Origin of the sequence: Legionella brunensis (assembly GCF_001467025.1) — a bacterium.
Lineage (GTDB): Bacteria > Pseudomonadota > Gammaproteobacteria > Legionellales > Legionellaceae > Tatlockia > Tatlockia brunensis.
In genome coordinates this window covers 1-23,088 of sequence record NZ_LNXV01000029.1, presented here as the reverse complement: position 1 = coordinate 23,088, position 23,088 = coordinate 1, and the positions used below count along the sequence as shown (strand labels likewise).

Genomic DNA, 23,088 nt, shown 5'->3' with positions numbered 1-23,088 from the left:
ACCTATTCGTATTAGTAGTTTCACTTAAGCAGAGAACATGTTTCAATGCCCACCGCCATGGCCACCCGCACTGTGTCCACCATAGCCTCCATCGACCTCAGTCTCTTGCGAGCCATGCTTCATGGCACCATCACAGGCACTTAAAAAGAACGCTGCCCCGATTAGTCCAACAAAAACAATAAACACCCTCATTGTTTTAAAAATTGACATGTAACACTCCTTGTAAATAATAAATGTAATCGTCTTACTTATCCTTTTAAAGCCTTTGCTAGTTTGTTTTTTACTAACTCCTCCACAATCAAATCACTCACATCAATGGTATTGGTTATATGACTTACCGTATTACAAGTAATGATTTGCGTGCCTTCCATTTCTGATAATAGGGAATAGGCATCTTCTGCAAAAAGCGCATGCACACCAATGCAAGTCACTGACTTAACTCCTAAATCTTGCAAATGCTTCACCGTTACTATCATGGTTCTGGCTGTGGAAATAATGTCATCGACGAGTACCGGCGTAGAGGATTGAAGCGTGGGGACAGTAGGCACGGAAATCACCACCTCTTTATCACCCCGTCTCTTTTTTTCCAAAATCACATAGGGAAAATCTCCCTTTTCTGCAATGTCGGCAACCCATTGCTGACTTTCCATATCGGGCCCAATAAGCACTGGCTTATTAATGTGGCTTGTAATCCATCTCGATATATTTGAAGTAGCATGTAAGACAAAAGTAGGAATGGAGTAGACTTCATCTAAAGAGTTATAACGATGCAAATGGGGGTCGATGGTCATGAGCCAATCAAATGAAGTGGAGAGTAATTCAGCAAAATAACGCGACGTAATCCCTTCACCCTGATGAAAACGTATATCTTGACGTAAATACGGAAGATAAGGGGCAATCAAGCCGATTTTTTTAGCTCCTAATTCTTTAGCTGTTTTAGCAAAAAACAGCAAAGGCAGTATTTTTCCATCGGGTCGGTTTAAGCTATCCACTACAATGAGGCTGCGATTTTTAACTTCCGAATTAATTTTTACGTACCACTCTGTATCTGGAAAACGATGCAACGTGACATCACCCACCTCCACTTGAAGCGCTTCTTTTAAACGTCTACTGATTTCTGAAGCATCAAATAATGAAAATAAAATGGGCTTCAAGGCTTCTCTCCCAGAACAATGGTATTTTGTTTATCGCGAATAAAATCGCGAGCATAAGTCATCTCTCCTGAAGACTCTGAATGGATGGTGAACAAAGGCTGTCCTTTTTCAACTTGGTCGCCAATATGAACATGCAAATCAACCCCTGCTGATTTAGACTTAGGGGCCCCTGCAAGCTTGGCAATTTTTGCGAGAATTCGATTGTCAATGAGAGATACTTTACCTGCTTTCTCAGCACCAATAGGGTGAGTAAAACGTGCCGCCGTCAATTCCCGCATGCCTCCTTGTGCCTCACAAATCGCCTGAAATTTTTTAAACGCCTCTCCGCTATCTAATAATTGTTTGGCTATCGATTGACCTAAGCCAGGTTGTACTGTTGATGAAAATTCCAGTACTGCTCCTGCAAGAGTTAATGATTTTTCGCGCAAATCCTTTGGGGCATGAGGCAATCCTTGTAATACCGCCAACACATCGCGTGCTTCCAGGGAAGGGCCAATACCATTTCCTATCGGTTGTGCGCCATCAGTAATTAGGGTATGGACCACAAGGCCTAACTGTTTTCCTACTTCTTCAAGGGATTGCTTAAGAAGTAAAGCCCTGGACTTATTTCTGACTTTTGCGGTAGGTCCCACTGGAATATCAATAACGGCATGGGTTGCTCCTGTGGCAATTTTTTTAGAAAGGATTGAGGCGACCAATTGACCTTCACTATCTAACTCAAGAGCACGCTCCACCCGAATAAGCACATCATCGGCAGGGCTTAAGCTCACAGCACCTCCCCAAACGATACAACCGTTTTCCTTTTCAACCACGTGACACATAGCCTTTGGGCTCAGTGACACCGGTGCTAAAGTTTCCATTGTATCTGCAGTACCTGCTGGAGAAGTAATTGCCCGAGAGGAAGTTTTTGGGATAATCAAGCCAAAAGCAGCTACAATGGGAACCACAACAAGGGTGGTGCGATTTCCTGGCAAACCACCAACACAATGCTTGTCTACAATCAAAGGAGATGACCAGGATAAGCGATCGCCACTGTCAATCATGGCTTTTGTAAGTTTCATGATTTCAGTATTGCTTAAACGTTCTGCGGCACTGGCCGCTAAAAAAGCAGAAATTTGCAAATCAGAAAGACGACCATTTAAAACGTCATCAACGATGGCTTTGATTTGTTTAAAAGAGAGTTCATTACCATAAATCTTCGTATGCACATAACTTAATGATTCCAGAGGTTTAGGATGGGATAATTGGATTTCATCCCCTTCTTTAGCATTTAAAGAATCCCAGGCATAGTGTGACAAGCTGGCTTCCCCGGGCTTAAGCAGCTCTGAGGTAACGACATTAAGCGTTGCGATAATGGAGCGTTTGCCAAGGGTCACTTGAATACGTGTCTGCACTTCAAAGCCTTCTGCATGACACACATGACAATCCTCTCGCATGTAAATAATGGCTTCATGATACGTCTTGATGCCTAAATATTTTAAACGCAAGGCATGACCCACTTCTTTTGTCACGACAAATCCTCCACATGCTGGTAAGAAGGAATCATGCAGGTGAAACCAAATTGCTGTTCAATCTTGTCTTTGAGCGATTGTGCACTGTGAGGTTCACCATGAGTGATAAAGACTTTTTTGGGTGGCCGAATAAAGTGCTTTAGCCAACCTAACAGTTCCTGATAATCGGCATGCGCAGAAGTACTGCTCATGACAACGACCTTGGCGCGTATAGGAATCATACTACCATGAATTTTGACCTCACGTTCCCCATTGACAATCCTAGCACCACGAGTGCCTCCTGCTTGAAAGCCGGTAAAAAGAAGGGTGCTCTTAGGATCAGGGGCAAAGGCTTTCAAATGATGCACAATACGACCACCCTGGGCCATCCCACTGGCGGCTATAATGATTTGAGGCATTTTATGACGATCGAGTTCTTTTGACTCCTCAGGGGTATTGATATAAGTAGCTGCGTTACATAAGCCATGGCATTGTTCCTCATTTAAACGATGATCCTCTTTATAAGTGCAGAGCAAATGGGTCGCATTGATGGCCATTGGGCTGTCTAAAAACACTGGAACGTCTTTGTGAACCTCTCCTTTTTGTTTCAGTTGATAAATAAAATAAAGAAGACTTTGCGCACGCCCTACGGCAAAGGCTGGAATGACGACAGAACCCCCTCGTTTGATGGTTGTATTAATCACTTGCCCCATTTGCGGCAACGGATCAGTTGCATCATGCAATCGGTCGCCATAAGTGGATTCCATGATCAGATAATCCGTGTCTTGAATGGGGGTTGGTGCCTTCATGACCGGATCATAAGGTCGACCAACATCCCCGCTAAACAAAAGGGAACACTTGCTTGTTTTTATTTTGATCATCGCGGCACCCACGATGTGTCCTGCACGATGAAATTCGAAGCTAAATCCATTAAATAATTGGTGCGGCGCATTAAAATCAACGGTTTCAAAATGTTTTAATGCCGTTCTCGCGTCTTTTTCAGTATAAAGAGGAAGCGCTGGCTTATGTTTCGAGAAACCATATTTATTGGCTAATCGTGCTTCTTCTTCCTGAAGATGACCACTATCCGGTAATAAAATAGCACACAATGCTTTTGTGCCGGGTGTTGCATAGATTTTTCCTTGAAATCCATTTTTTACTAATAGGGGCAAATAACCGGTGTGGTCAATATGCGCATGAGTGATAATCACAGCATCAATATCGCGCGGGTCAATAGGCAATGAAGCCCAGTTACGTAATCGTAATTCTTTATACCCTTGAAAAAGACCACAATCGATGAGAATTTTTTTAGAATCGATGGTCAAAAGGTATTTTGAACCAGTAACGGTTTGGGTTGCCCCTAAGAACGTTAATTTCATCTTGCCTCCATTAGACTTCCTTGTTTTTTCAAATCCACTTGCCAGCGCCACATCACATAAACCACGGGAATCACAATTAAAGTCAGCAATAGTGCTGAAAAAATCCCACCCACCATGGGAGCCGCGAGGCGTTTCATCACATCAGCACCAATACCTGTCGCCCACATCACCGGTAACAAACCCAGTATATTCGCAAGCCCTGCCATCGCCATAGGGCGAATACGCGATACGGCGCATTGCTGCACCGTTTGAATCAAGTCCGGCAAGGTTTTGAGTAATCCTTTTTCTTTTTGCTCGTTGTAATCAGAATCAAGGTAAGCGAGCATCACCGCACTCGTTTCAGCAGCCACTCCAGCAAGTGCAATCATCCCAACCCAGACCGCGATACTCATGTTGTACCCTAATAGAAGGAGCAGCAAAAATCCGCCAAGTAGAGCAAAGGGTACACCTAGCATCACCATCAATGTCTCAGTGATGGTGCGGAAGGTAAAGTAAAACAAAATAAAAATAATGGCTAAGGTGAGTGGTACAAAAATTTTAAGTCGTTCATACACGCGTTGCATGAATTCGTATTGACCTGACCAGGCAAGCGTGTAGCCCGGGGGTAATGTGACTTTTGCCTTGACCACTTGCTTTAACTCTTCCACGTAGCTTCCAATGTCTCGTCCGCTAATATCAATGAACACATAACCTGCTAACATCGCATTCTCATCGCGAACCATGGCAGGACCTGAACGAAAGGTTAAAGTCACCAATTGAGCAATAGGTATTTCAGCACCACTGGGTGTTTTCACTAAAATACGATTGATCTTATCCGGATCATCGCGTAATTCTCGCAAATAACGCACATTAACAGGATAACGTTCACGGCCTTCAATTGTGGTCGCTATGTTTTCACCACCCACGGCTGATTCGATGATACGATTGACATCCATAATGGTTAAACCATAGCGCGCAAGCTCGTCTCGATGGATGTCAAAATCAAGAAAATACCCTCCAGCCACCCGTTCCGCATACACCGTACTTGTCCCCGGTACTTCTTTGGCTACCATTTCGATTTCTTTGCCAATGGCTTCAATTTTTTTAATGTCAGGACCAAAAACTTTAATCCCTACAGCGGTTCGAATTCCTGTGGTGAGCATGTCATTACGCGCTTTAATGGGCATAGTCCAGGCATTGCTCACACCGGGAAATTGCAAGGCTTTGTCCATCTCAGCGACCAGGCTTTCATAGGTCACGCTTTTGCGCCAAAATTTCTTAGGCTTAAGTTCAACAATCACTTCCATCATGCTAAAAGGAGAAGGATCGGTTGACGTATTAGCCCGTCCCGTTTTTCCAAACACATAAGCCACTTCCGGGAATGATTTTAATTTCTTATCCATTTCCTGGAGCAGTTCTGTGGCTTGTGTGACCGATATGCCAGGTAAAGTAACAGGCATATATAAAATCGTACCTTCATACAGAGGCGGCATGAATTCTGAGCCAATGAGTTTATAGAGGGGAACCGTGGCTAATGCTGCTACCACAGCAATCGCTACTACAACACCACGGTAATGCAGTGCTAATTTCAAAACTGGTGCGTACATTTTTTGCATCACGCGGGTAATGGGATGTTTTTGCTCGGGGATGATACGCCCACGCACCAAAATAGGTAATAACATGGGGATTAAAGTAATGGCCAGCAAAGCACTCATAAAAATGGCTAAATTTTTTGTATAGGCCAAGGGTGAGAATAACCGTCCTTCTTGGGCCTCCAGGGTAAAAACCGGCATAAACGATATGGCAATAACCACTAATGATGCAAAAATGGCAGGGCCTACTTCTTTCGCTGAATCAATCAACACTTTGTTGCGATCGCCGGGACTTCCTTTTGCTTCCCAATCGGCTAACCGTTTGTGTGCGTTATCGACCATGATAATGGCCGCATCCACCATATCCCCAACCGCCACAATGATGCCGCCAATGGACATGATATTAAGGCCGATATTGAAAAAATAAATGGGAATAAACGAAATCAAAATAGCAAGCGGCAAAGTAATAATTGGAATCAAAGCGGAACGAAAATGCCCCAAGAAAACAATGATTAATAACCCAACCACCACAAGTTCTTCAATCAAATTCCAGTTGGCCGTTGAAATGGCTTCTCGAATCAGATTACTGCGGTCATACACATTGACCATTTTTATTCCTTCTGGAATGGCAGTAGCCAATTCTTTGAGCTTATCCTTGATTCGACCAATCACTTCCAAAACGTCTTCCCCAAAACGCATGATGACGATGCCACCAACGGTTTCGCCTTGACCATTTAAATCGACCACACCACGACGCATGTCTGAGCCTAGCTGCACGGTTGCCACATCTCGTAATAAAATCGGCGTCCCATTGGCATTCGTACCAATGGCTATTTTTTCAATATCATCTGTCGACGTGATATAGCCTCGTCCACGAACCATGTACTCTGTCCCTGAAAATTCAATGACACGCCCACCAGTATCATTATTGCTCATACGAATTTTTTCAATAATTTGGGGTACAGAAAGTTTATAGGAAAGTACTTTGACGGGATCTAAATTAATTTGATACTGCTTAACAAAACCACCCACGGTGGCGACCTCTGATACACCAGGTATAGCTCTTAACCAATAACTTAAATACCAATCTTGAAAAGTGCGTAAATCGGCCAGATTATGCTTCCCGCTTTCATCCACTAAGGCGTATTGATAAATCCAACCGACTGGTGTGGCATCAGGGCCTAATTGAGGGGTCACGCCTTCAGGCAGTTTTCCACTCAATTGGCTCATGTATTCTAAGACACGTGAGCGCGCCCAATAAATATCGGTTCCGTCCTTAAAAATGATATAAACGTAAGAAAAACCAAAATCAGAAAAACCGCGAACTGCTACAACGTTCGGTGCGGATAACAATGCCGTTACAATGGGGTAAGTGACTTGATCTTCCACCAGATCCGGTGCTCTGCCCATCCATGTGGTATACACAATCACTTGCGTATCTGAAATATCAGGCAAAGCATCCATGCGAGTATTTTTTAAACCCCACCAACCGCCCAAGGAGAACCCCACGACAAATAGCAACACGATAAATCGATTGTTTGCGCAGAATTCAATTATTTTCTCAACCATGTAAATCCCTTTATCGTATTAATGCTGCATACCACCCATCGCAGCCTTTAACTGACTTTCAGAATCAATGAGGAAGTTAGCAGAGGTAATAATGTTATCTCCCTCTTTGATGCCTTGTACCACCTCGATCAAATCACCAGCACGCACACCCAATGTCACATTGCGCCACTCAATTTTTCCATCACCATGATAAATAAACACCACGGCACGCTCACCCGTTATCAAAACAGCATTTTTGGACACTACAAGTCGCTTGCCTAAAGGAATTTTTAAGTCAATATTGGCGTACATCCCCGGTTTTAATTGATCCTTGGCATTATCCACCACAAAACGAACCTTGGCGGTACGAGTTTTCATATCGACCGTTGGATAAATAAAATCAAGTTTGGCTTTAAACAATTGATTAGGCAAATACGACAAGGTGACATCTGCTGTTTGATCGAGTTTAATATAAGGTAATTCATACTCATAAATGTCGCCTAAAATCCACAAACGAGATAAATCGGCTATGGTATACAGTTCATCTTCTGGTTTGATTCGCATGCCGACTAATGCCATTTTATGAGTAACCGTTCCATTAATTGGAGAATTAATGGTCATCGTATTGGTAATTTTACCGCTTTTTGTCAAATGCTCGATTTCCTTCTCAGAAATTCCCCACAGCAAAAGTCTTTGTTTGGCTGCCTCAAAAGACGCCTGTGAGCCTGATATAATTGAAGTGTTTTTGTTTTTACCAAGAATTTTTTTGGCTTGTAAAGCCAATAAATATTCTTGTTGAGTAGAAACCAGATCAGGACTATAAACAGTAAATAAAGCTTGATTTTTTTTGACTTTCTCTCCGGTAAAATTGACGAATAATTTTTCTATCCAACCATCAAAACGCACATGAATATGGGCAACCAACCGTTCATCTACTTCAACATAACCCACCGTACGAATCGTTTTTTCAATCAATTGGCTTTTTACCGGCTCCGATGTAATGCCTATGGCTTGTAAGCGAACTGGGTCTATCATGATTAAATTGTCCGAGGTGGATTTTTTCATATCCATCTTGTCATGAGTACTTGTTGTTGATTGCGCAATACCTATTTGAACGGCGATCAATAACACAATAAATAAGACGATTGGCTTTCTAGACTTCATGTGAGCTTCCCTGTAATTTCTTCTATCTGCGTGATGGCTTTTTCGTGATTTGCCAACTCATTATGCAATTCAATTTCATTTTCTTGTAACGTCAGCAGGTTATTAAGCAAGGTTAAAAAATCCACTTTACCAACTCCATAATTGGCTTGTGATGAATTAAACGTTAGTGTGGCCAAAGGAATGATGGAGCCTTGGATCAATTCAATTAACTTTGCAGAACGCTGTTCCACTAAAAAAGCGTTTTTGACCTGGAAAAGAAGTGCTTGATAAGTGGTGTGCAAATCTTCTACTTCAGCATTGTAACGAGAAAGGGATTCTCGCAAGCCATTATTTTGCTTCTCCATAAAATACAAAGGAATAGTGGCTTTCAAGTTGACCATATATCCGTCATTATTCGTTACTGTGTTATGTAATTTTCCTCCTTCAATTTCAACATCAGGAAAATAATTCATTTTACTTAATTTGACCGTTTGGCGTCGTTGCTCAACGCTTCGTTCGCGTGCTTTTAATTGTGGAGAGCGCTGTTTGATGAGGTTATTGAGAAATGCCAAATTATGACGATGATGGGTTACAGATAACTGCGGTGGGGTATGAATTGCAATATCCAAAGGTCGATTTAAAAGACGGTTAATATCAGCCTCAAGCGATTCCCGCTCTTGCTTTAAAATAACCAAACGCATATCCAGGCGAGCGATTTCGGTTTGCGCCCGAAAAATATCTTGTTGCGGTACTTTTCCCACGCTGTAATTCACTTGAGCACTTTTTTCAAGCTCTTGCAGAAGCAGTAGGGTTTTTTGCAGGATTTCAATCGATTTATTAACCGAATAAAGGTTGTAATAGATACGCTTTAATTGGGCAATAACAACCAGGCACGTGGCCTGGAAGTCCGCGGCAGCCCGTTTTGCCTTCTCGACTGCTATTTTCCCACGAACTGCCAGCTTCCCTGGAAATGGAATTTCCTGACTTGCACCAATCATTTGTAGCCGCATGGGATCAATATTCATCGGGGAACCAACACTGACTTTAGGATCAGGGAGTGAACGGGCTTGGGGTGCAACACGATTGGCAGCGATCCAGCGCGCATGAGCCGCCTTAATTTGTGGGTTATTTCCCTTAGCCTCTTCAATCAGCTTCTCTAAAGCCAGTATTGGCGCAGCATGGCTTAAAGAGAAAACAGGGTAATTGATCAAGCTGGTAATCAGGATGACCCAGAAGCCTTTTTTAAAATTAAAACGCCTCATGAGGTGAATTCCTTAATGTAATCATTTTCTTCAATTCCAAAATCAGTAAAGGGATGGTTCCTAAGACTATCCAAAGCAAGCATTCAGATAAAGTCACTGGACTAATTCCAAAAAGACGTTGCAAAAAAGGGACATGATGAATGAAGATCTGCAACGCAAAACTAATGCTGACAATAAAAAACAAGCGCATGTTTGAAAACAGTCCTACTTGCCATATGGTCTTGGTTTGACTACGAGCCCCAAAGGCTCTCAATAGTTCAGCAGTCACTAAAACAGAAAAAGCAGCGTCCTGAGCCTGTATCAAATCCGCATTGACTAAATATTCGTAAGCAAATACACCAAAGGTGACCAGTGCCGTTAAACAGCCTATAAAAGATACCTGCTTGAAAAATGAAAAATTCATCAGAGATTGTTGTGATGATCTTGGCGGACGTTTAAGAATTCCAGGCTCAGCCGGATCGGTTGCCAAAGCCAATGCCGGCAAACCATCCGTCACTAAATTTATCCATAACAATTGGATTGGCAATAGTGGTAAGGGCCAGCCGATTAAAAGAACACTAAAAACAACCAGCAGTTCACCCATATTTCCCGCTAATAAATAAGCAAGCGTTTTGGCAATATTGTCATAAATTGTCCGCCCTTCTTCAATCCCATCGACAATGGAGGTAAAGTTATTATCCATGAGAATAATATCGGCAGATTCTTTAGTCACTTCAGTGCCTGTGATCCCCATTGCGATACCAACCGAAGCTTCTTTTAGTGCCGGTGCATCGTTTACACCATCACCAGTCATTGCAACCACCATGTGATGTTTTTTCCAGGCACGAACGATTTTTAATTTATGTTCAGCAGTAACGCGAGCATAAACAGCAATCTGTTTCACACACGCCATAAAGTCATCATCAGACATCTTATCCAGTTCATTACCTGTCATCAGGCGATCGCCTGGATTCAGTATCTCTAATTCACGAGCAATTGCTTTGGCGGTATCGGGGTGATCGCCTGTGATCATGACTGGTTTAATGCCTGCCATTTTACAACGCTTAACCGATGCTTTTGCATCAGCATGCGGCGGATCCTGGAGTCCTATGAGTCCTAGTAAAACAAGATTATTTTCAATGTCTTCATCAGCAGCCTCCAATAATGAAGAATCGCATTGCCGTTGTGCAAAGGCCAAGATTCGCAATGCTTCACTGGCCATCAATTGACAGGATTGTTGCATACGGGCACGTTCTTTAGGGGTTAATTTTTTGATGCCCTCTCGAGTCAAAATATGGGTACAGCGTTCGAAAATCACTTCAGGTGCCCCTTTGACAAACGCAGTCAGTTGCTCTGCTTGCCTACGGATTATCGTCATACGTTTTCGTTCTGAATCGAAAGGCAATTCTCGTATGCGAGGAAAAGTAGACTCCAGATTATCACGCCAAATATCTCCTTTGGCAGCCGCTACTAATAGTGCAATTTCTGTTGGGTCCCCAACAGTGGATAGTTGTTCTTGTTGCAAACGAATTTCTGCATTGTTACACGCCGAAGCGGTGCTCAAAACCGTCTGTAACAAGTTATCTTTGGCGACATCAACTTCTTGACCTTGGGAAATAAAATGACCATCCAAGTGATATCCTTCACCTATGATACTGTACACTTCCTCTGCGGTAATGAGTTTACGGGCTGTCATCTCACCCACTGTTAATGTCCCGGTTTTATCCGTACAAATGACTTGGAGACAACCCAGAGTTTCCACAGCTGACATACGCCTTACCAAGACAGCACGTCGTACCATGCGTTGAACACCTAAGGCTAAAGCAACAGTGACTACCGCAGGTAAACCCTCAGGAATAGCTGCAACAGCCAAACTCACTGAGCTCATAAACAATTCAAAAAATGGAATACGACGTAACCAACCGAGAATAAAAATCAGTAGAACAATGGAAAAACAAAGCCATAATAGCCGGGAGCCCACTTGATTAAGCCTTTTTTGTAATGGGGATTCATCACGAGAAGCCTCATTCAACATGGTCGCAATACGTCCCATTTCGGTACTCATACCAGTTGCGACTACCATGGCTCGACCTGTACCATTCGCCACGGATGTTCCCATAAAGACCATGTTTTTGCGCTCAGCGAGTGGTGTTTCAATACTACAAAGATTGAGATTTTTTTCAATAGGCAATGATTCACCAGTTAAAGGGGCTTCCTCCGTCTTTAAGGAAGACAGCTCAAAAAGACGAGCATCAGCTGCAACTAAATCTCCTCCTTCAAAAAGAAGAATATCGCCTGGCACGATATCGGAAGTAGTGATCATCTTGGCATGACCATCTCGAATTACCCTGGCTTTAGGGGAAGCCAATTTTTGCAACGCTAAAATAGCGCGATCAGCACGAAATTCGATAATAAAGCCGATAATGGCATTCAAAACCACAATGGCAAAAATGGCAATGGCATCTACTGTTTCACCCAGTAAAAATGAAATGACTACAGCGCCTAAAAGAACCCAGGTGACTAAACTGTTTACTTGTTGGAAAAGAATTTTCAAAAATGAAGTTTTTTTCTGTTTGACCAATACATTAGCGCCAGACTCTTCTAAGCGTCGTTGTGCTTCTTCCTCAGTTAAACCAACTGATAAATCAGTTTTAAGTACTTTGGCCACTTCTTGGGGCTTCTTGTCATGCCAAATCTGCGTCATTGTCCATCCTTTGAATCTGCTCACCTATTATTCATGTGAGTTTAATTTCCCTAAAAATTCAAACGCCTAAGTTGGTATTATAAGAGAATCAATACTCATGACAAACCCTTACAATTCAGTCTAAAGCCCCTGATGTTAACGACCACTGCCACCTCCATGGCCTTGCGCGACATGAATATTTTAATTCTTTGTACTATCGTTGGCAGCTCCACTGTTTGTACAAACAGCAAGTAATAAACAGCAGGCTAAAATAAACCAATGACTTTGTTTTATGATGATTTTTATCCATGATTTTAAAAGGAAATAATTAAAATATAGACTGTCATTCAATCACCAGTCAAAATAAATAGCTCTAATTGATTGAACGGATAACATCAAACTCTTCTTCCCAATCCAAAAGATAGACTAGATTATTTTGTGCATGATTACTATTTTTTGGGTGAAAACAGAGAGCTTTTTCTTTTTCCTCTTCGGCTCTTGCTTCAGGAAAATACTCCAAGATCTCCATATCACTCATGATAGTTCCATCGATAAATAGATTACCTAATAATAACTTAAAATAAAGTGAATTATCTTAAGCATATCTAATTTTTCTTATACTTTAATTCGCTAAACTGATTTAAGCAATTGAATGAAATGTTGTATAAACTCTAAAAAAAACAGTAATCATATAAAGCGGTTAATTGAAACCTAGGTAGTTAGTGTTTATCTACGATATAATGATACAGAACGGTTGAGTGTCCTTGGAGCCAAAATTATTGTGAAAAAATTTATCATTGCCCTCATTGGTTTGCTATTAAGCAATTCGTATTATGGAATTGCTATTGCTGGAAATTCACATCATCATGCGATGAAAAATCCCTCAAAAAATTCATCGAAGTCACAGCAAAGTGCTACCATGCGATTATCAATTCAGAGGATAATTGAAAAAAAGGATAAGAAACTAGTCTTCCTCAAGTTATCTAAAACAACAAATAATAACCCAGTTACCCTAAACGATCTTGTTGAGGCACATACACAAAAGATTCATTTATTGATTATTGATGACAATCTCATGGACTACAGCCATGTTCATCCAGTTGAAACAACGACACCCGGTGTTTACCAATTTGAGTGGCAGCCTATCCTCAAAAATGCTTCTTATCGTGCATGGGCCGATCTATTGCCTGCGAATACAAAAATTCAGGAATATATTATTGCTGATTTTCCATCTCCTAAAAACATTAAGGGATTAGGAGGTCATATTGATCACCAGCCTTTATTTGAAAGCACTGTTGATGGCTATCAGTTCAAATTATCTTTTGATAAAACACCATTACAAGTGGGGCAACCAGCCATGGGTAAAATAGATATTGTTGATGCCAAGGGAAACCCAGTTCATACGTTAGAACCAATTATGGGTGCCTATGCTCACATCGTTGGTTTTAATGAAGACTTTAAAACCGTTACCCACGTTCATCCTATGGGGAAAGAACCCCAAAATAAGGCTGAACGTGGAGGACCCGAATTACAATTTCATATTGAGCCCAATAAAGCGGGATTTATTAAATTGTTCACCCAAGTACAAATTAATGGGAAAACACTTTTTGCCCCGTTTGGAATCCCAGTAAAAAATACAATGCAATATTAGATCCGCAATACTGGATACATCACTTGAATCACGAATCCATTCATCTCATATTGAACAAATAAAACTGGAGAAACCATCCATTGGCATGGTGGGTTAATTTTCTGGTAGTTGATTGATTTTCAATTTCATTGAATAGATATCAGATGACTTATCTTTGTGGCTTAAAGGTAAAGGAACTCTTACTTTATAAAGTTCTCCCCCATTTACTAAAACAAAAGCCTGCCCCTTTGGCAAAGAAATAATATCCTCTACTCCAATCATAGGCACAGAAGAAGTTTGTACTCTGTCCTCATTGGTTGTATTAAAATAAACCCCATCTTCCCCATGAGGTGTATCATTAACCATAGAAACTTGGGTATGTCCAATAACTCCAACTTGAGGCAGCACTTTAACCAGTAAATTGGCTGTTTCTTCATTTTTAACACGCAGCATAATTAGGGTATTAAAATTTCCCTCGGATACTTCTGCTTTAGCCCTGGAACCCAGTGCAACTTCCATATCTTGAATAGTTTGAGCGTAAGCGGTCACTTGAAAACCAGCACCGCCCGCTTTATTGAGAATCTTCACAAAAGAATCCTGGATAATCTCTGACAGCTCATCACAATGCAGATTCAATATATAACGAGCATTGGGTTCCTTGTAAATTTTACCAGCTGTAGAAACCAGATCTGACAAAAAAGCTTTACCCACTGCTTGGGCAATATTAGGATTAGTTAAACTATCTAAACCAATATAAAGCACTTTCTTATTTTTAATCACATCCATCAGCTCAATGTCACCTGCTTTGGCCTTTGACGATAGAATTTTTGAAGCATTACTTTTATTGATTTCAGACAATACAGGGCCGACGCTGGCTGTGATTTTGTCATAGTAGTGTTTATCCATAATAGCTGCATCATAAAGGTCTATCAGGATTTGGTCGTGAAGCGCTTCGGCATTGTTGCTTTTGATGGTTTTGTTGATGTGGTCTTTGACATATTGAATGACTGCCTGGTGGCGTTCCATAGGGGATTTGGTTTTATTGTTTTTACCAATCTTGCTGTCATGTTCCTCTATAATAGCTTCAATCTCTTGATGATATTTGGGATAGTGATTGGGTAGAATGGTGTCGGCATATGTCATCAATAGTTGATCTAATCGACTGATATAAAAGGCTATGGATTGGTAGGTAATGGGTTGTTTCATTTCTTCAAGACAAATGGCAACGATATTAACATATTTCCATGCAAAGGCTGCAAATTGCTTCCCTTCACCTTCTGCGGATATTGCATCGGTGATTCGTGTAGCCACTTCACTGATTTGGTCGAAATTTTTGAGAGGATTATATCGTGCGGATTTCTCTGGAAAGCCTAAGTGAACGATTTTGAAATCTTCTGTTCTGCCTGATACCTTACAGGCAGCCATCATGTCTCTAACCAAGTCCTGGTCGCCTTTAGGGTCTACAACAATAACGGCATCACCGTTTCGGATGTCCTGGTTAATCAGAATACTGGCTAATCGAGTTTTGCCGACTCTGGTAGTACCAACCACAAAAGTATGACCTACACGTACATCTTGAGGAATGTAAACTGGTTTATCTTCTTCTCCAACTCCGTGAAGGAAAGGACTTCCTCCGACGGGAGGATCGGGTCTGAATGGATTTAACTTGGAGCGGTTGTTAAGCCATTTTGCTAATCGAGTGTGTTCATGGTTTTGGCAGAATTGTCTGGCCAGCTGATAGCTATAGCTCCTTTGCATGAACTTTTCATTTTTGACCTGTTTGATTTGATGCAGCTTTTGGGTATGGCTTGGTCGCCAGCGGAAACCTTTACCTAGAAATAGCCAGTTTTTGGATAAAGGAATTTCTGTGGTGGATAGGGCATAGGTTGGCATGGCTAAAAGTCTGTGCTGATATCGCTTAACCTTTATTGCTTGCCATGCTCTAAAGACACCAGGGATTGATAGTGTAATCGCTGCATATAGACTCATTGTTTGCGTAAGCAAGAACAGATGTGGTTGGCTATAAGCGAGTAGAGCCAAAGACAAACAGGTAATCGCTGACCAGGCTTCGGTTGGTTCCCGAAATAGGTTATTAATAGGATATTCGCTCATAACATTCTCCAAATCATCAGTGCATCAATAAATAAGAAAATAGCCAGTAGATACCAGCGGACTTTGAGGGCTGTTTTGAGTTGTTCGGATGAGAGTTGATTATTAATCTGTATGCGTGTGACCAGCTTTGGCCATAACAAAATCAAAGCCAGATAAAGTAGTCCATGTAAGCCTAGAAACAACGGTTGTATATTAGCGAATGTATGTTGCCAACGAGTAAGAATATTTGTATTGATAATCCAAGGAGCAATCATCAATAAACCAATGATTGGTAAAATGGCTTGAATCAGTACTATAATGAATGAACGGATGTAATGTTTAATCATAGGGATAGCTCCAAATGAGAAAGGTATTTCGCTTGTTGGCGGTAGTTCTTGATGCCCTTGTTGGCGTAGCCGAGGATAAACCTGCTAAACGCTATTTGACTGTTTATGAGGCTCAAGAAAAATTTGATAAGGGCTTGATTAGTATTCGTGAATACAATGAATCCCTTGAGTCTAAATAAGGTCTTCATCGAAGACCTCCTGATATCACTTTAACACCTGTTTTAGCTACCTGCATACCTGATTGACTTACGTTATCGCTATGGCGTTCAGTACCGCTGACTAAATCCATAAGACCTGCACCAGCGTCACCGCCAAAATGACTAGATAATCTGAGTAACAAAACGGGTGCTACAAAGTAAAACATTACAGCCATATTCTTCATGGCCGAAATAGCATCGTTTTCCCCTAATGGATCAAGCACAGAGCGTTCGAGAAATCCGACCAGATGCCAGAGGTATTGAAGAAAGATAGCCATAACAAACAAGGCGCACAGACTGCCCAACGCTCTTGGACTATAGCAACTTAAGGACAATACCATTGGCGTTAAAATGATTAAAAAGAACATGAAAAACGCTTGCATGACGGGCAGGGTTTGCATGATTGCTTCTCTTTTTAATGGGGTGGATGTCCATGATTTTGTCCATTGTCCGACATTGACCAGGCTATGGGTAATGGCAGATGCGACCTTTCCATTGTTATTATCCATGAGGTTTTGCACAGAACTGGTCTGCATGTCTTTGCTTTCTTGCAAGAGCATTTTCGCAATAAAATCTTCTGCGCTGATGTCTGCTTTCCAGGCTTTTGGGTGTTTCACTTTATATTGGCGAACTCTATCGAGCATGGCGTAGTAATTTAGATGCTTGTTAAAAACACTGGCCTGATTAGAGACTTCAACCAGGTCAGTTTTGATTTTGTTCCACCATTGCTGACAGCTTGGATATCCATCTTCTGGCAATCGTTCGGGTGGAATATCGCCACGATTAGCTGCTTTTTCAAGATTGCGATTTGGGGCTTGATGAAAGGTAAATCCTGACACGGGTTGGCGAGCGTGAAGTTTGCTGTAATACATCTTTTGCAGAATTTTAGAACCCATCCAGTTTAAATCATCTTCACCACCATAGCGTTTGAGCATAGGATCTAACTCACTGGCTTCATGCTTTTCACTATTGAATTGAGTTCTTGCTTCAATAAAACATTGCCTATGAAAATCCAATGCTTGTTTGCGAACGCTTTGGGGTAGATAGGTTGATACCAAATCGCCTTGAATAGATTGCAAACTATCGGTGCAACCCGTTACCTTCATAAGGCTGTAAGTGAAGCTCGACATGAAATTCTGGATAATGGCAAAGCCTATAGGAATTTTGACCTGGTTAGTCAGTAGATCTGCAAAGGCTTCATCATAAGTTGTGCCGCTGTCGCCAATGACCGCAGTCGTTGGGTTCTTTAGTCCACATAGGGGTTTAAATTGTAAGGCTTTGGTTTCCAATGGTACGCAAGGATAGACAAATAAACTGCATATCAGGAAAGTGACTGCCAATTCATAAAGGAAATTATTTAAAGCATGTTCCACAGCATAAAAAGCGCCAGCTGGATTAAGCACATTTTTAAGAAAGCGATAGCCAATGGCCAAAAAGCCAAGATATAACAGCCCTGTTTGCCACAGGGCGTTAAATAGAACCTCATACTGTTGCCAGCCTAGATAGGTGGTGTAGAGGGATAAAGGGTTAAAGACGATCATGATTAAGCTCCTTTATTTTCTTTGACGTAGATTGCACCATTTTTTACTGCTGGCTGTTCATGATCCTGGCCTGGGATATTTTGGTTTTGTGCTTGGTGGCGAATGTCCATGATGGTTCCCAAAGTCTCATTCATCATTTTTTTGCGGACATCGTTTTCAAATGACAATGAGTGAATGTCATCATCCAGTTTTTTCAGTGCAAAAAGGACCATGTTCATAGCAGGTTTTAAGTTTTGTACTTCTTGTACTTGCAGTCCTGCTTGTAAAATACGACGCATCATTAAGGCTTTATCCAACATGTTTTGGACAGCAATTTCCTCAGCTAACTTCGAGACAGTGAGCATCTGTTCTTCACGAGGTAAATGTTGAATTGTGATAATGACTTCATCAGTAATCAGTAAATTGGAGGCGCTGACTTTATGCAGATTTTCTTCGGTCAGTGTCCATGTACCATTGACTAAATTCCATAAGGCTTTGGCAATGTTCTGACTACAGGTATTAGCGTTCGCACAGCTTTGCAATAAGGCTGATAAGCCTATCCCTGCTTTAGCATCGTGATTTTGTTTGTTTTCACTGCTGCTGACTTGAATATCACCTAGAACCTTAACTGCCCAATTGGCAGCATCAGTAGGTGTTGGCCAGCTTAGTGTCATAGGGATTTTAGTACTTGGTTTCTCCAAGGAATTTAAAGGTTTTCTCTCCAAAAGAATGTTGTACCCAGCAATGACTACATCATTAATCACCTTAATGGGGCGTTGGAATTTACCGCCAGCATTGCCTTTATCGCTGCCTATCCAGGGTAGACCGTATTCATCTCGTTTTTGGGCAATACTTTTTGACGTTTCGGTCACATCGACGTTTTCCTTCTTAGCCCGTTTGGCAGCATCGAGCCATCCCTGACTATCTGATACTGATAAGATGCCTTCCATAGGAGATTGGTTTTGTTCCAATGCTTGTTTGACTTCCTGACAATCTTTAACTTTGAGGGTAAATTCATTTTGCGCGCTAGATGCAGCATTTTGTAGAACATTGTATAAAGCAGGCATGGACTGTTGTAGCTTATAAAGCGGAAATCCTGCGACAGAGCCTTTCAAATTATCAATTACACCGCCAGGGATATTTAATGCTGATTTCTTTAAATCCTGAAAAGTATTGGTAATGGATACCACAGGATTAAAACCGCTACAGGAAAAGCCCATACGGCCATCTATATCTGCACCAATAACCAGTGTTTGATCTTTATTGACGGGTGGAATAAATAAATTAGATGTTCCTCCTAATTCGTAATAGTAATCAGATTGGCTAGGCATAAAGCTGCCAGCTTGGATCAGAGAGGGGATTAGTAAACTAAGTAGTAGTGATTTCTTCATGGCATCGTCCTATCGTTTTTGAGGTTGTTCTACTTTGGGAAAGGTTAAAAAGTTCACGAGTTTGCCTTCGTGCTGGATACAGCCGCGGTATTTACGCCAGAGGACAAATACATAATTACCATTACCCGCTTTGTCATCTTCTGTACCAAAGTCCTGTGCATCCCCTGGGTGAATATTTCGGTTAATGGGGTAGATTTCCTGCCAGATGACCTTGGTGTTTCTGGGGTCATAAATGGCATTAGCTACTACACAGTTTCTCCCACAGGAATTACGAGTTGATTTGGTGACATGTAAGGGATTTTTATTGGTGACGATATCCGCTGCGTGCATGGCCGCTACAACTGAGGCTCTATAGTTATAGGGCTGAGTCACTCGCATTAATCTTGGAATTTCAGAACCCCAATTTTGGGTGAATGTGCCAATGTCATGATTAATTAATAGGTATGGATGAGTTCCCATATACAACAACTCAGCGGCTTCTGTTCTATCCATGACTGCATCAGCTTCGGCAAGATAATAAGGAACACCAAAACCTGTTTCAGGTCTATGTGACAGGTAAGGGATACGATAGAAAGCAGCAGGGCTGCCAATAACATCAACGATACGGGTGCGTTCATCATTAATATGAAGATCGGTGGTTTGGCCGCTGTCATTGCCAAAACCTAATTCAGAACCAGTCGCAGCTTTATAAGCTTGTTGATACAGTGTTCTTGCTGCTTTATTTTCGTAAAGCGTTCGTGCCTCAAGCCAGGGATTTTCTTCTGGCTTATTGCTGACAGTAATGATTAGATCAGGCAAGAATTGCTCAACCGCGGGCGTGACTTCAAGCCTGGGCGGTAGACGGCCTACAGCCCAGGTACAAGAACCAATCACTTTATAATGGCTGTTTTGAAATAGCTTTTGCAAGACCCGTGTGGCTATGGTGAAGGTGTTCACTGGGTGAGGAGGGCTAGTGCTTTCTAAAGCAAAGGACAAGTTAGTCATAAAAATAAGCCCTATTGTGAGTAGCCGTGTTAGGTTGTTCGAGTTTTTTAGCCATGATTTCAGCAGCTTCAAGGACATCATGTTCTTTCTCCAGGAGGTGGCGTTGTGCTTTTTCTGATTTTTCAGTCATTAAGAGGGCAAGCAGGTAGCGAGGCGGAATGACACGAAACAATCCCTGATAACGTGACCCTAATAAAACTGCTTCTGCATACAAGCCTTTTTGCGAATCAATATCTCTGATTAAGGTTTCCTGCTGCGGTGTTAATGATTTAAAGCGTTTGACATCAGCAATTTCTTTTTCATCAAGTCCCAATAAAATCCAGGTTTCAATCAACGATAAAATTTTGGTGGCCTTTTCTGAATTCATGTCCGTGACGTTTTGGGTAATAGCAACTAGCCAAAGACCGAGCTTTCTTGCTACTTTGGCAATCAGTAAACACACGGTCACAACAGAAGGGATTTGAAATTGCAAATGGGACTCATCAATAAAGAGAAAGGTTGGTCTGTTATCGTTCTGGGTGGCTTCCGCCATGGCTAGTATTCTTGGTAGCAACGACACCATGACCAAGGCCAGTTTGCCGGTATCATCCTTAATGGCTGAAATATCAACATGAAAAATATCAAAGTCACCTAAAGGCTCTGTCGGCACATTAAAAAAACGAGATTTGACACTGTTAATCACATAACTGTTCAATCGATCGTGCATATCAAGGATGCGGTCTTTCTTGCGAGCAACTGTTTCTCTATCCAGTCGTCGTTTAAAAGCACTTACGATATGCTCAGTGAGCATTTGCGGTATTTCATTGTTAAAGGACGTTAAAATTGCATCACTTAACACTTCGATTAATAGAGTTTCATCAGCCAAAGTAAATTGTTCTTCTTCCAAAGCATTAGCCTCAGTAATCATGGTACGTAAAGCTAAAGCAAGCTCGGCCAGATAAGATCGGTGACCATCACCACAGACCACGTCTTCTGAATTAGCAGGTTCTTGAAGGTTGCTCTTTAATTCCATGATTTTTTGAGCAATTAAGGTAGCCTGCTCTGTACTTAAATTATCTGTGATTTCGGGAATGGCTTTATATGCTTCACAAAATGGATTTAATGGGACTGCTTCATCTTTCTTATTGCTCAGTAATAACTGGTTGGTCTTTTTACCGTGCGCTTTGGCGTGAATGAGTATCCTGTCAAAAGAGTTTCCCATTTCAAAAAGCACTACTCGGGCATCTTTCATGGCCAATAAAGATTGAATCATCCAGCCCGTTAAAACCGACTTGCCACCACCAGAGTTTGCGAAAATAGCGCAATGAGAATTTTGGCTAACAAAATCATGATGCAGTAAGTCAAAAAAAACAGGTTCACCCAAACGATTGAAAAAAGGGAAACAAGGTAAATGTCGTGCCCCTTGGTTGCGTCCATAGACCGGAAGCAGTGCTGCCAGCTCAGTGGCATACATCAGACGATCAAAACATAAATATTTACGGGCATAGTAGGGATCAAAATTAAAGGGTAGAGCATTGAGCCAGGAATTTAGAGGATGGAGATCATAGTTGGAATGAATCAAGGGCATTTTGGCATCATTGAAAATCGCGTGCAGATTTTTTTCTATGATTTGAGCTTGTTGCTCATCTTCGGCTTGATAGAAAATGGCCTGATTAACCCAGAACAATCGATTGCCCATACTTAACTCATTACGGGCTGTCCTAATATCATCTTTGACTTCCTGAGGTTTTAGACTGGTTCCTACGATTCCTTTTTCCAATCGCGTTAAATGGGAATCAAGATTTTCATCATGACTAAAGACGACTTGGATTGTGTAGATGCTTCCTTCTGGCAAGGTATCTAAAAGTGCGTATCGATGTTTGGGATTGGCTTGCTGTCTTTCTCGTGAGACTAAACCAATGATAGGCGCTTCTTTTAACCCATCCACATATAGAATTCTTTGTTTCATTCCTTCAAAGATGAAGCCTTGTTCATCGCTTTCAGGTGGAGCAAAGAATACATTTTGCGCTAGGTTAAAACCTGCTGGTATGGGATTCGGATAAGGGTATTGTTCTAATATCTCGTCAGCTGATTTGGGATTAAACCAACGTATCCACCACTGGTAATAATCTTGCCCTTTGAGGCGTTTAATTTCCAGCCCTGGTGAACGCAGTTTGGTTTCAATCTGACTAATGACTTCTTGATGTTCGAGAAGAATTTGCTCTCGAGGTAGAGTGGTTTGGTGTAATTGTCTATAAAACAAAACTCTGATTCTTCGTCTTCGTCCACGGTAGGGCGCGCCTGTTTTGGGATCAATAAATAAGCCTTCGGGTCGGGTCATCTTATTGTAGAGATCGTGCAGGCGTTCTAAATAATCTTGCGTTAATGGACTTTCTCTAAATTGTTGGGGGATTTGGGTTTTAATATGAGTGATAACGGGATCAAGGCAATATTCGTCTTGAACAAACATCTGCATGACCCAAGGATCAACGGCATGAAGTGGAACTACCGATGCAAAGGTATCCCGAATTTTATTAAATACGGCTTGTAAATATTCAGGTGAAGCGGCTTCTGCTTGAATGTCACCTAATTCAAACCCCGAACCTAAACTTTTACCATCGGCAAATAAAAAGACCTGCTCTTGTTCATTAAAATCAACAATAGCCAGTCTATCGGCAAAAGAGGGTAAAGGATTGGCGTAACGCTTTTTAACGGTTTGTTCCTTTATGGCTTGGGGATT

The 23,088-nt window shown here is 41.6% G+C and carries 17 protein-coding genes; 2 read left to right on the top strand and 15 right to left on the bottom strand.

Features of this window, described 5'->3' with window-relative positions:
* Positions 1-42: 42 nt before the first annotated feature.
* The 9 genes from Lbru_RS17470 to Lbru_RS17200 all read right to left on the bottom strand — a co-directional run bounded on the left by Lbru_RS17470 (position 43) and on the right by Lbru_RS17200 (position 12,747).
* Positions 43-210 (bottom strand): hypothetical protein, encoded by a 168-nt coding sequence (locus Lbru_RS17470; protein ID WP_010652848.1) that lies wholly within the window; start codon positions 208-210, stop codon positions 43-45.
* A 38-nt stretch (positions 211-248) separates the two neighbouring features.
* Positions 249-1,154, bottom strand: a complete 906-nt coding sequence (locus Lbru_RS08875; RefSeq protein ID WP_058441822.1) for a ribose-phosphate pyrophosphokinase — start codon at positions 1,152-1,154, stop codon at positions 249-251.
* A complete protein-coding gene (locus tag Lbru_RS08870) occupies positions 1,151-2,665 on the bottom strand; it encodes a thymidine phosphorylase family protein (protein ID WP_010652850.1) in 1,515 nt (504 codons plus the stop codon). The genes Lbru_RS08875 and Lbru_RS08870 overlap by 4 nt, the downstream gene beginning before the upstream one ends.
* Entirely contained in the window at positions 2,662-4,023 is a 1,362-nt protein-coding gene (locus tag Lbru_RS08865; protein WP_058441821.1) for an MBL fold metallo-hydrolase RNA specificity domain-containing protein, read from the bottom strand. The genes Lbru_RS08870 and Lbru_RS08865 overlap by 4 nt, the downstream gene beginning before the upstream one ends.
* Positions 4,020-7,163, bottom strand: coding sequence for an efflux RND transporter permease subunit (locus Lbru_RS08860; protein WP_010652852.1), 3,144 nt, complete (start codon positions 7,161-7,163; stop codon positions 4,020-4,022). The genes Lbru_RS08865 and Lbru_RS08860 overlap by 4 nt, the downstream gene beginning before the upstream one ends.
* Before the next feature lie 18 nt (positions 7,164-7,181).
* Complete coding sequence (locus Lbru_RS08855; RefSeq protein ID WP_058441820.1) at positions 7,182-8,306, bottom strand: efflux RND transporter periplasmic adaptor subunit; 1,125 nt, start codon at positions 8,304-8,306, stop codon at positions 7,182-7,184.
* The gene (locus Lbru_RS08850; RefSeq protein WP_058441819.1) at positions 8,303-9,547 is read right to left on the bottom strand and encodes a TolC family protein; all 1,245 of its coding nucleotides are present in this window, start codon (positions 9,545-9,547) and stop codon (positions 8,303-8,305) included. Before Lbru_RS08850 ends, Lbru_RS08855 begins: the two co-directional genes overlap by 4 nt.
* Entirely contained in the window at positions 9,534-12,230 is a 2,697-nt protein-coding gene (locus Lbru_RS08845) for a cation-translocating P-type ATPase (RefSeq protein ID WP_058441818.1), read from the bottom strand. The genes Lbru_RS08850 and Lbru_RS08845 overlap by 14 nt, the downstream gene beginning before the upstream one ends.
* A 352-nt stretch (positions 12,231-12,582) precedes the next feature.
* Complete coding sequence (locus Lbru_RS17200) at positions 12,583-12,747, bottom strand: hypothetical protein (protein WP_154080663.1); 165 nt, start codon at positions 12,745-12,747, stop codon at positions 12,583-12,585.
* Between the two features lie 243 nt (positions 12,748-12,990).
* Between Lbru_RS17200 and Lbru_RS08840 the strand changes: the two genes are divergently transcribed.
* Positions 12,991-13,860: a hypothetical protein gene (locus Lbru_RS08840; RefSeq protein ID WP_010652856.1), complete on the top strand. Its 870-nt coding sequence runs from the start codon at positions 12,991-12,993 to the stop codon at positions 13,858-13,860.
* A gap of 93 nt (positions 13,861-13,953) precedes the next feature.
* Here the strand turns inward: Lbru_RS08840 and traD are convergent, their stop codons facing one another.
* Together traD and Lbru_RS08830 are read right to left on the bottom strand one after the other, a co-directional pair.
* Complete coding sequence (gene traD, locus Lbru_RS08835) at positions 13,954-15,951, bottom strand: type IV conjugative transfer system coupling protein TraD (protein ID WP_058441817.1); 1,998 nt, start codon at positions 15,949-15,951, stop codon at positions 13,954-13,956.
* Complete coding sequence (locus Lbru_RS08830; RefSeq protein WP_058441816.1) at positions 15,948-16,277, bottom strand: hypothetical protein; 330 nt, start codon at positions 16,275-16,277, stop codon at positions 15,948-15,950. Before Lbru_RS08830 ends, traD begins: the two co-directional genes overlap by 4 nt.
* Before the next feature lie 14 nt (positions 16,278-16,291).
* Between Lbru_RS08830 and Lbru_RS17465 the strand changes: the two genes are divergently transcribed.
* Positions 16,292-16,456 carry a hypothetical protein gene (locus tag Lbru_RS17465; RefSeq protein ID WP_010652859.1) on the top strand — a complete coding sequence of 55 codons (165 nt, stop codon included), beginning with the start codon at positions 16,292-16,294 and terminating at the stop codon, positions 16,454-16,456.
* A gap of 5 nt (positions 16,457-16,461) precedes the next feature.
* On the opposite strand, the gene Lbru_RS08825 is transcribed toward Lbru_RS17465, so the two are convergent.
* The 4 genes from Lbru_RS08825 to Lbru_RS08810 all read right to left on the bottom strand — a co-directional run.
* Positions 16,462-18,015, bottom strand: coding sequence for a conjugal transfer protein TraG N-terminal domain-containing protein (locus Lbru_RS08825; protein WP_014842598.1), 1,554 nt, complete (start codon positions 18,013-18,015; stop codon positions 16,462-16,464).
* 2 nt (positions 18,016-18,017) lie between these two features.
* Complete coding sequence (locus tag Lbru_RS08820; protein ID WP_010652861.1) at positions 18,018-19,385, bottom strand: integrating conjugative element protein; 1,368 nt, start codon at positions 19,383-19,385, stop codon at positions 18,018-18,020.
* Positions 19,386-19,394: 9 nt separating this feature from the next.
* On the bottom strand, positions 19,395-20,369 hold the full coding sequence (locus tag Lbru_RS08815) for a TIGR03756 family integrating conjugative element protein (RefSeq protein WP_010652862.1): 975 nt from the start codon (positions 20,367-20,369) through the stop codon (positions 19,395-19,397).
* Positions 20,362-23,088 (bottom strand): conjugative transfer ATPase (locus tag Lbru_RS08810; RefSeq protein WP_058441815.1); only part of this gene is annotated, 2,727 nt, incomplete at its 5' end. The genes Lbru_RS08810 and Lbru_RS08815, both read right to left, overlap by 8 nt.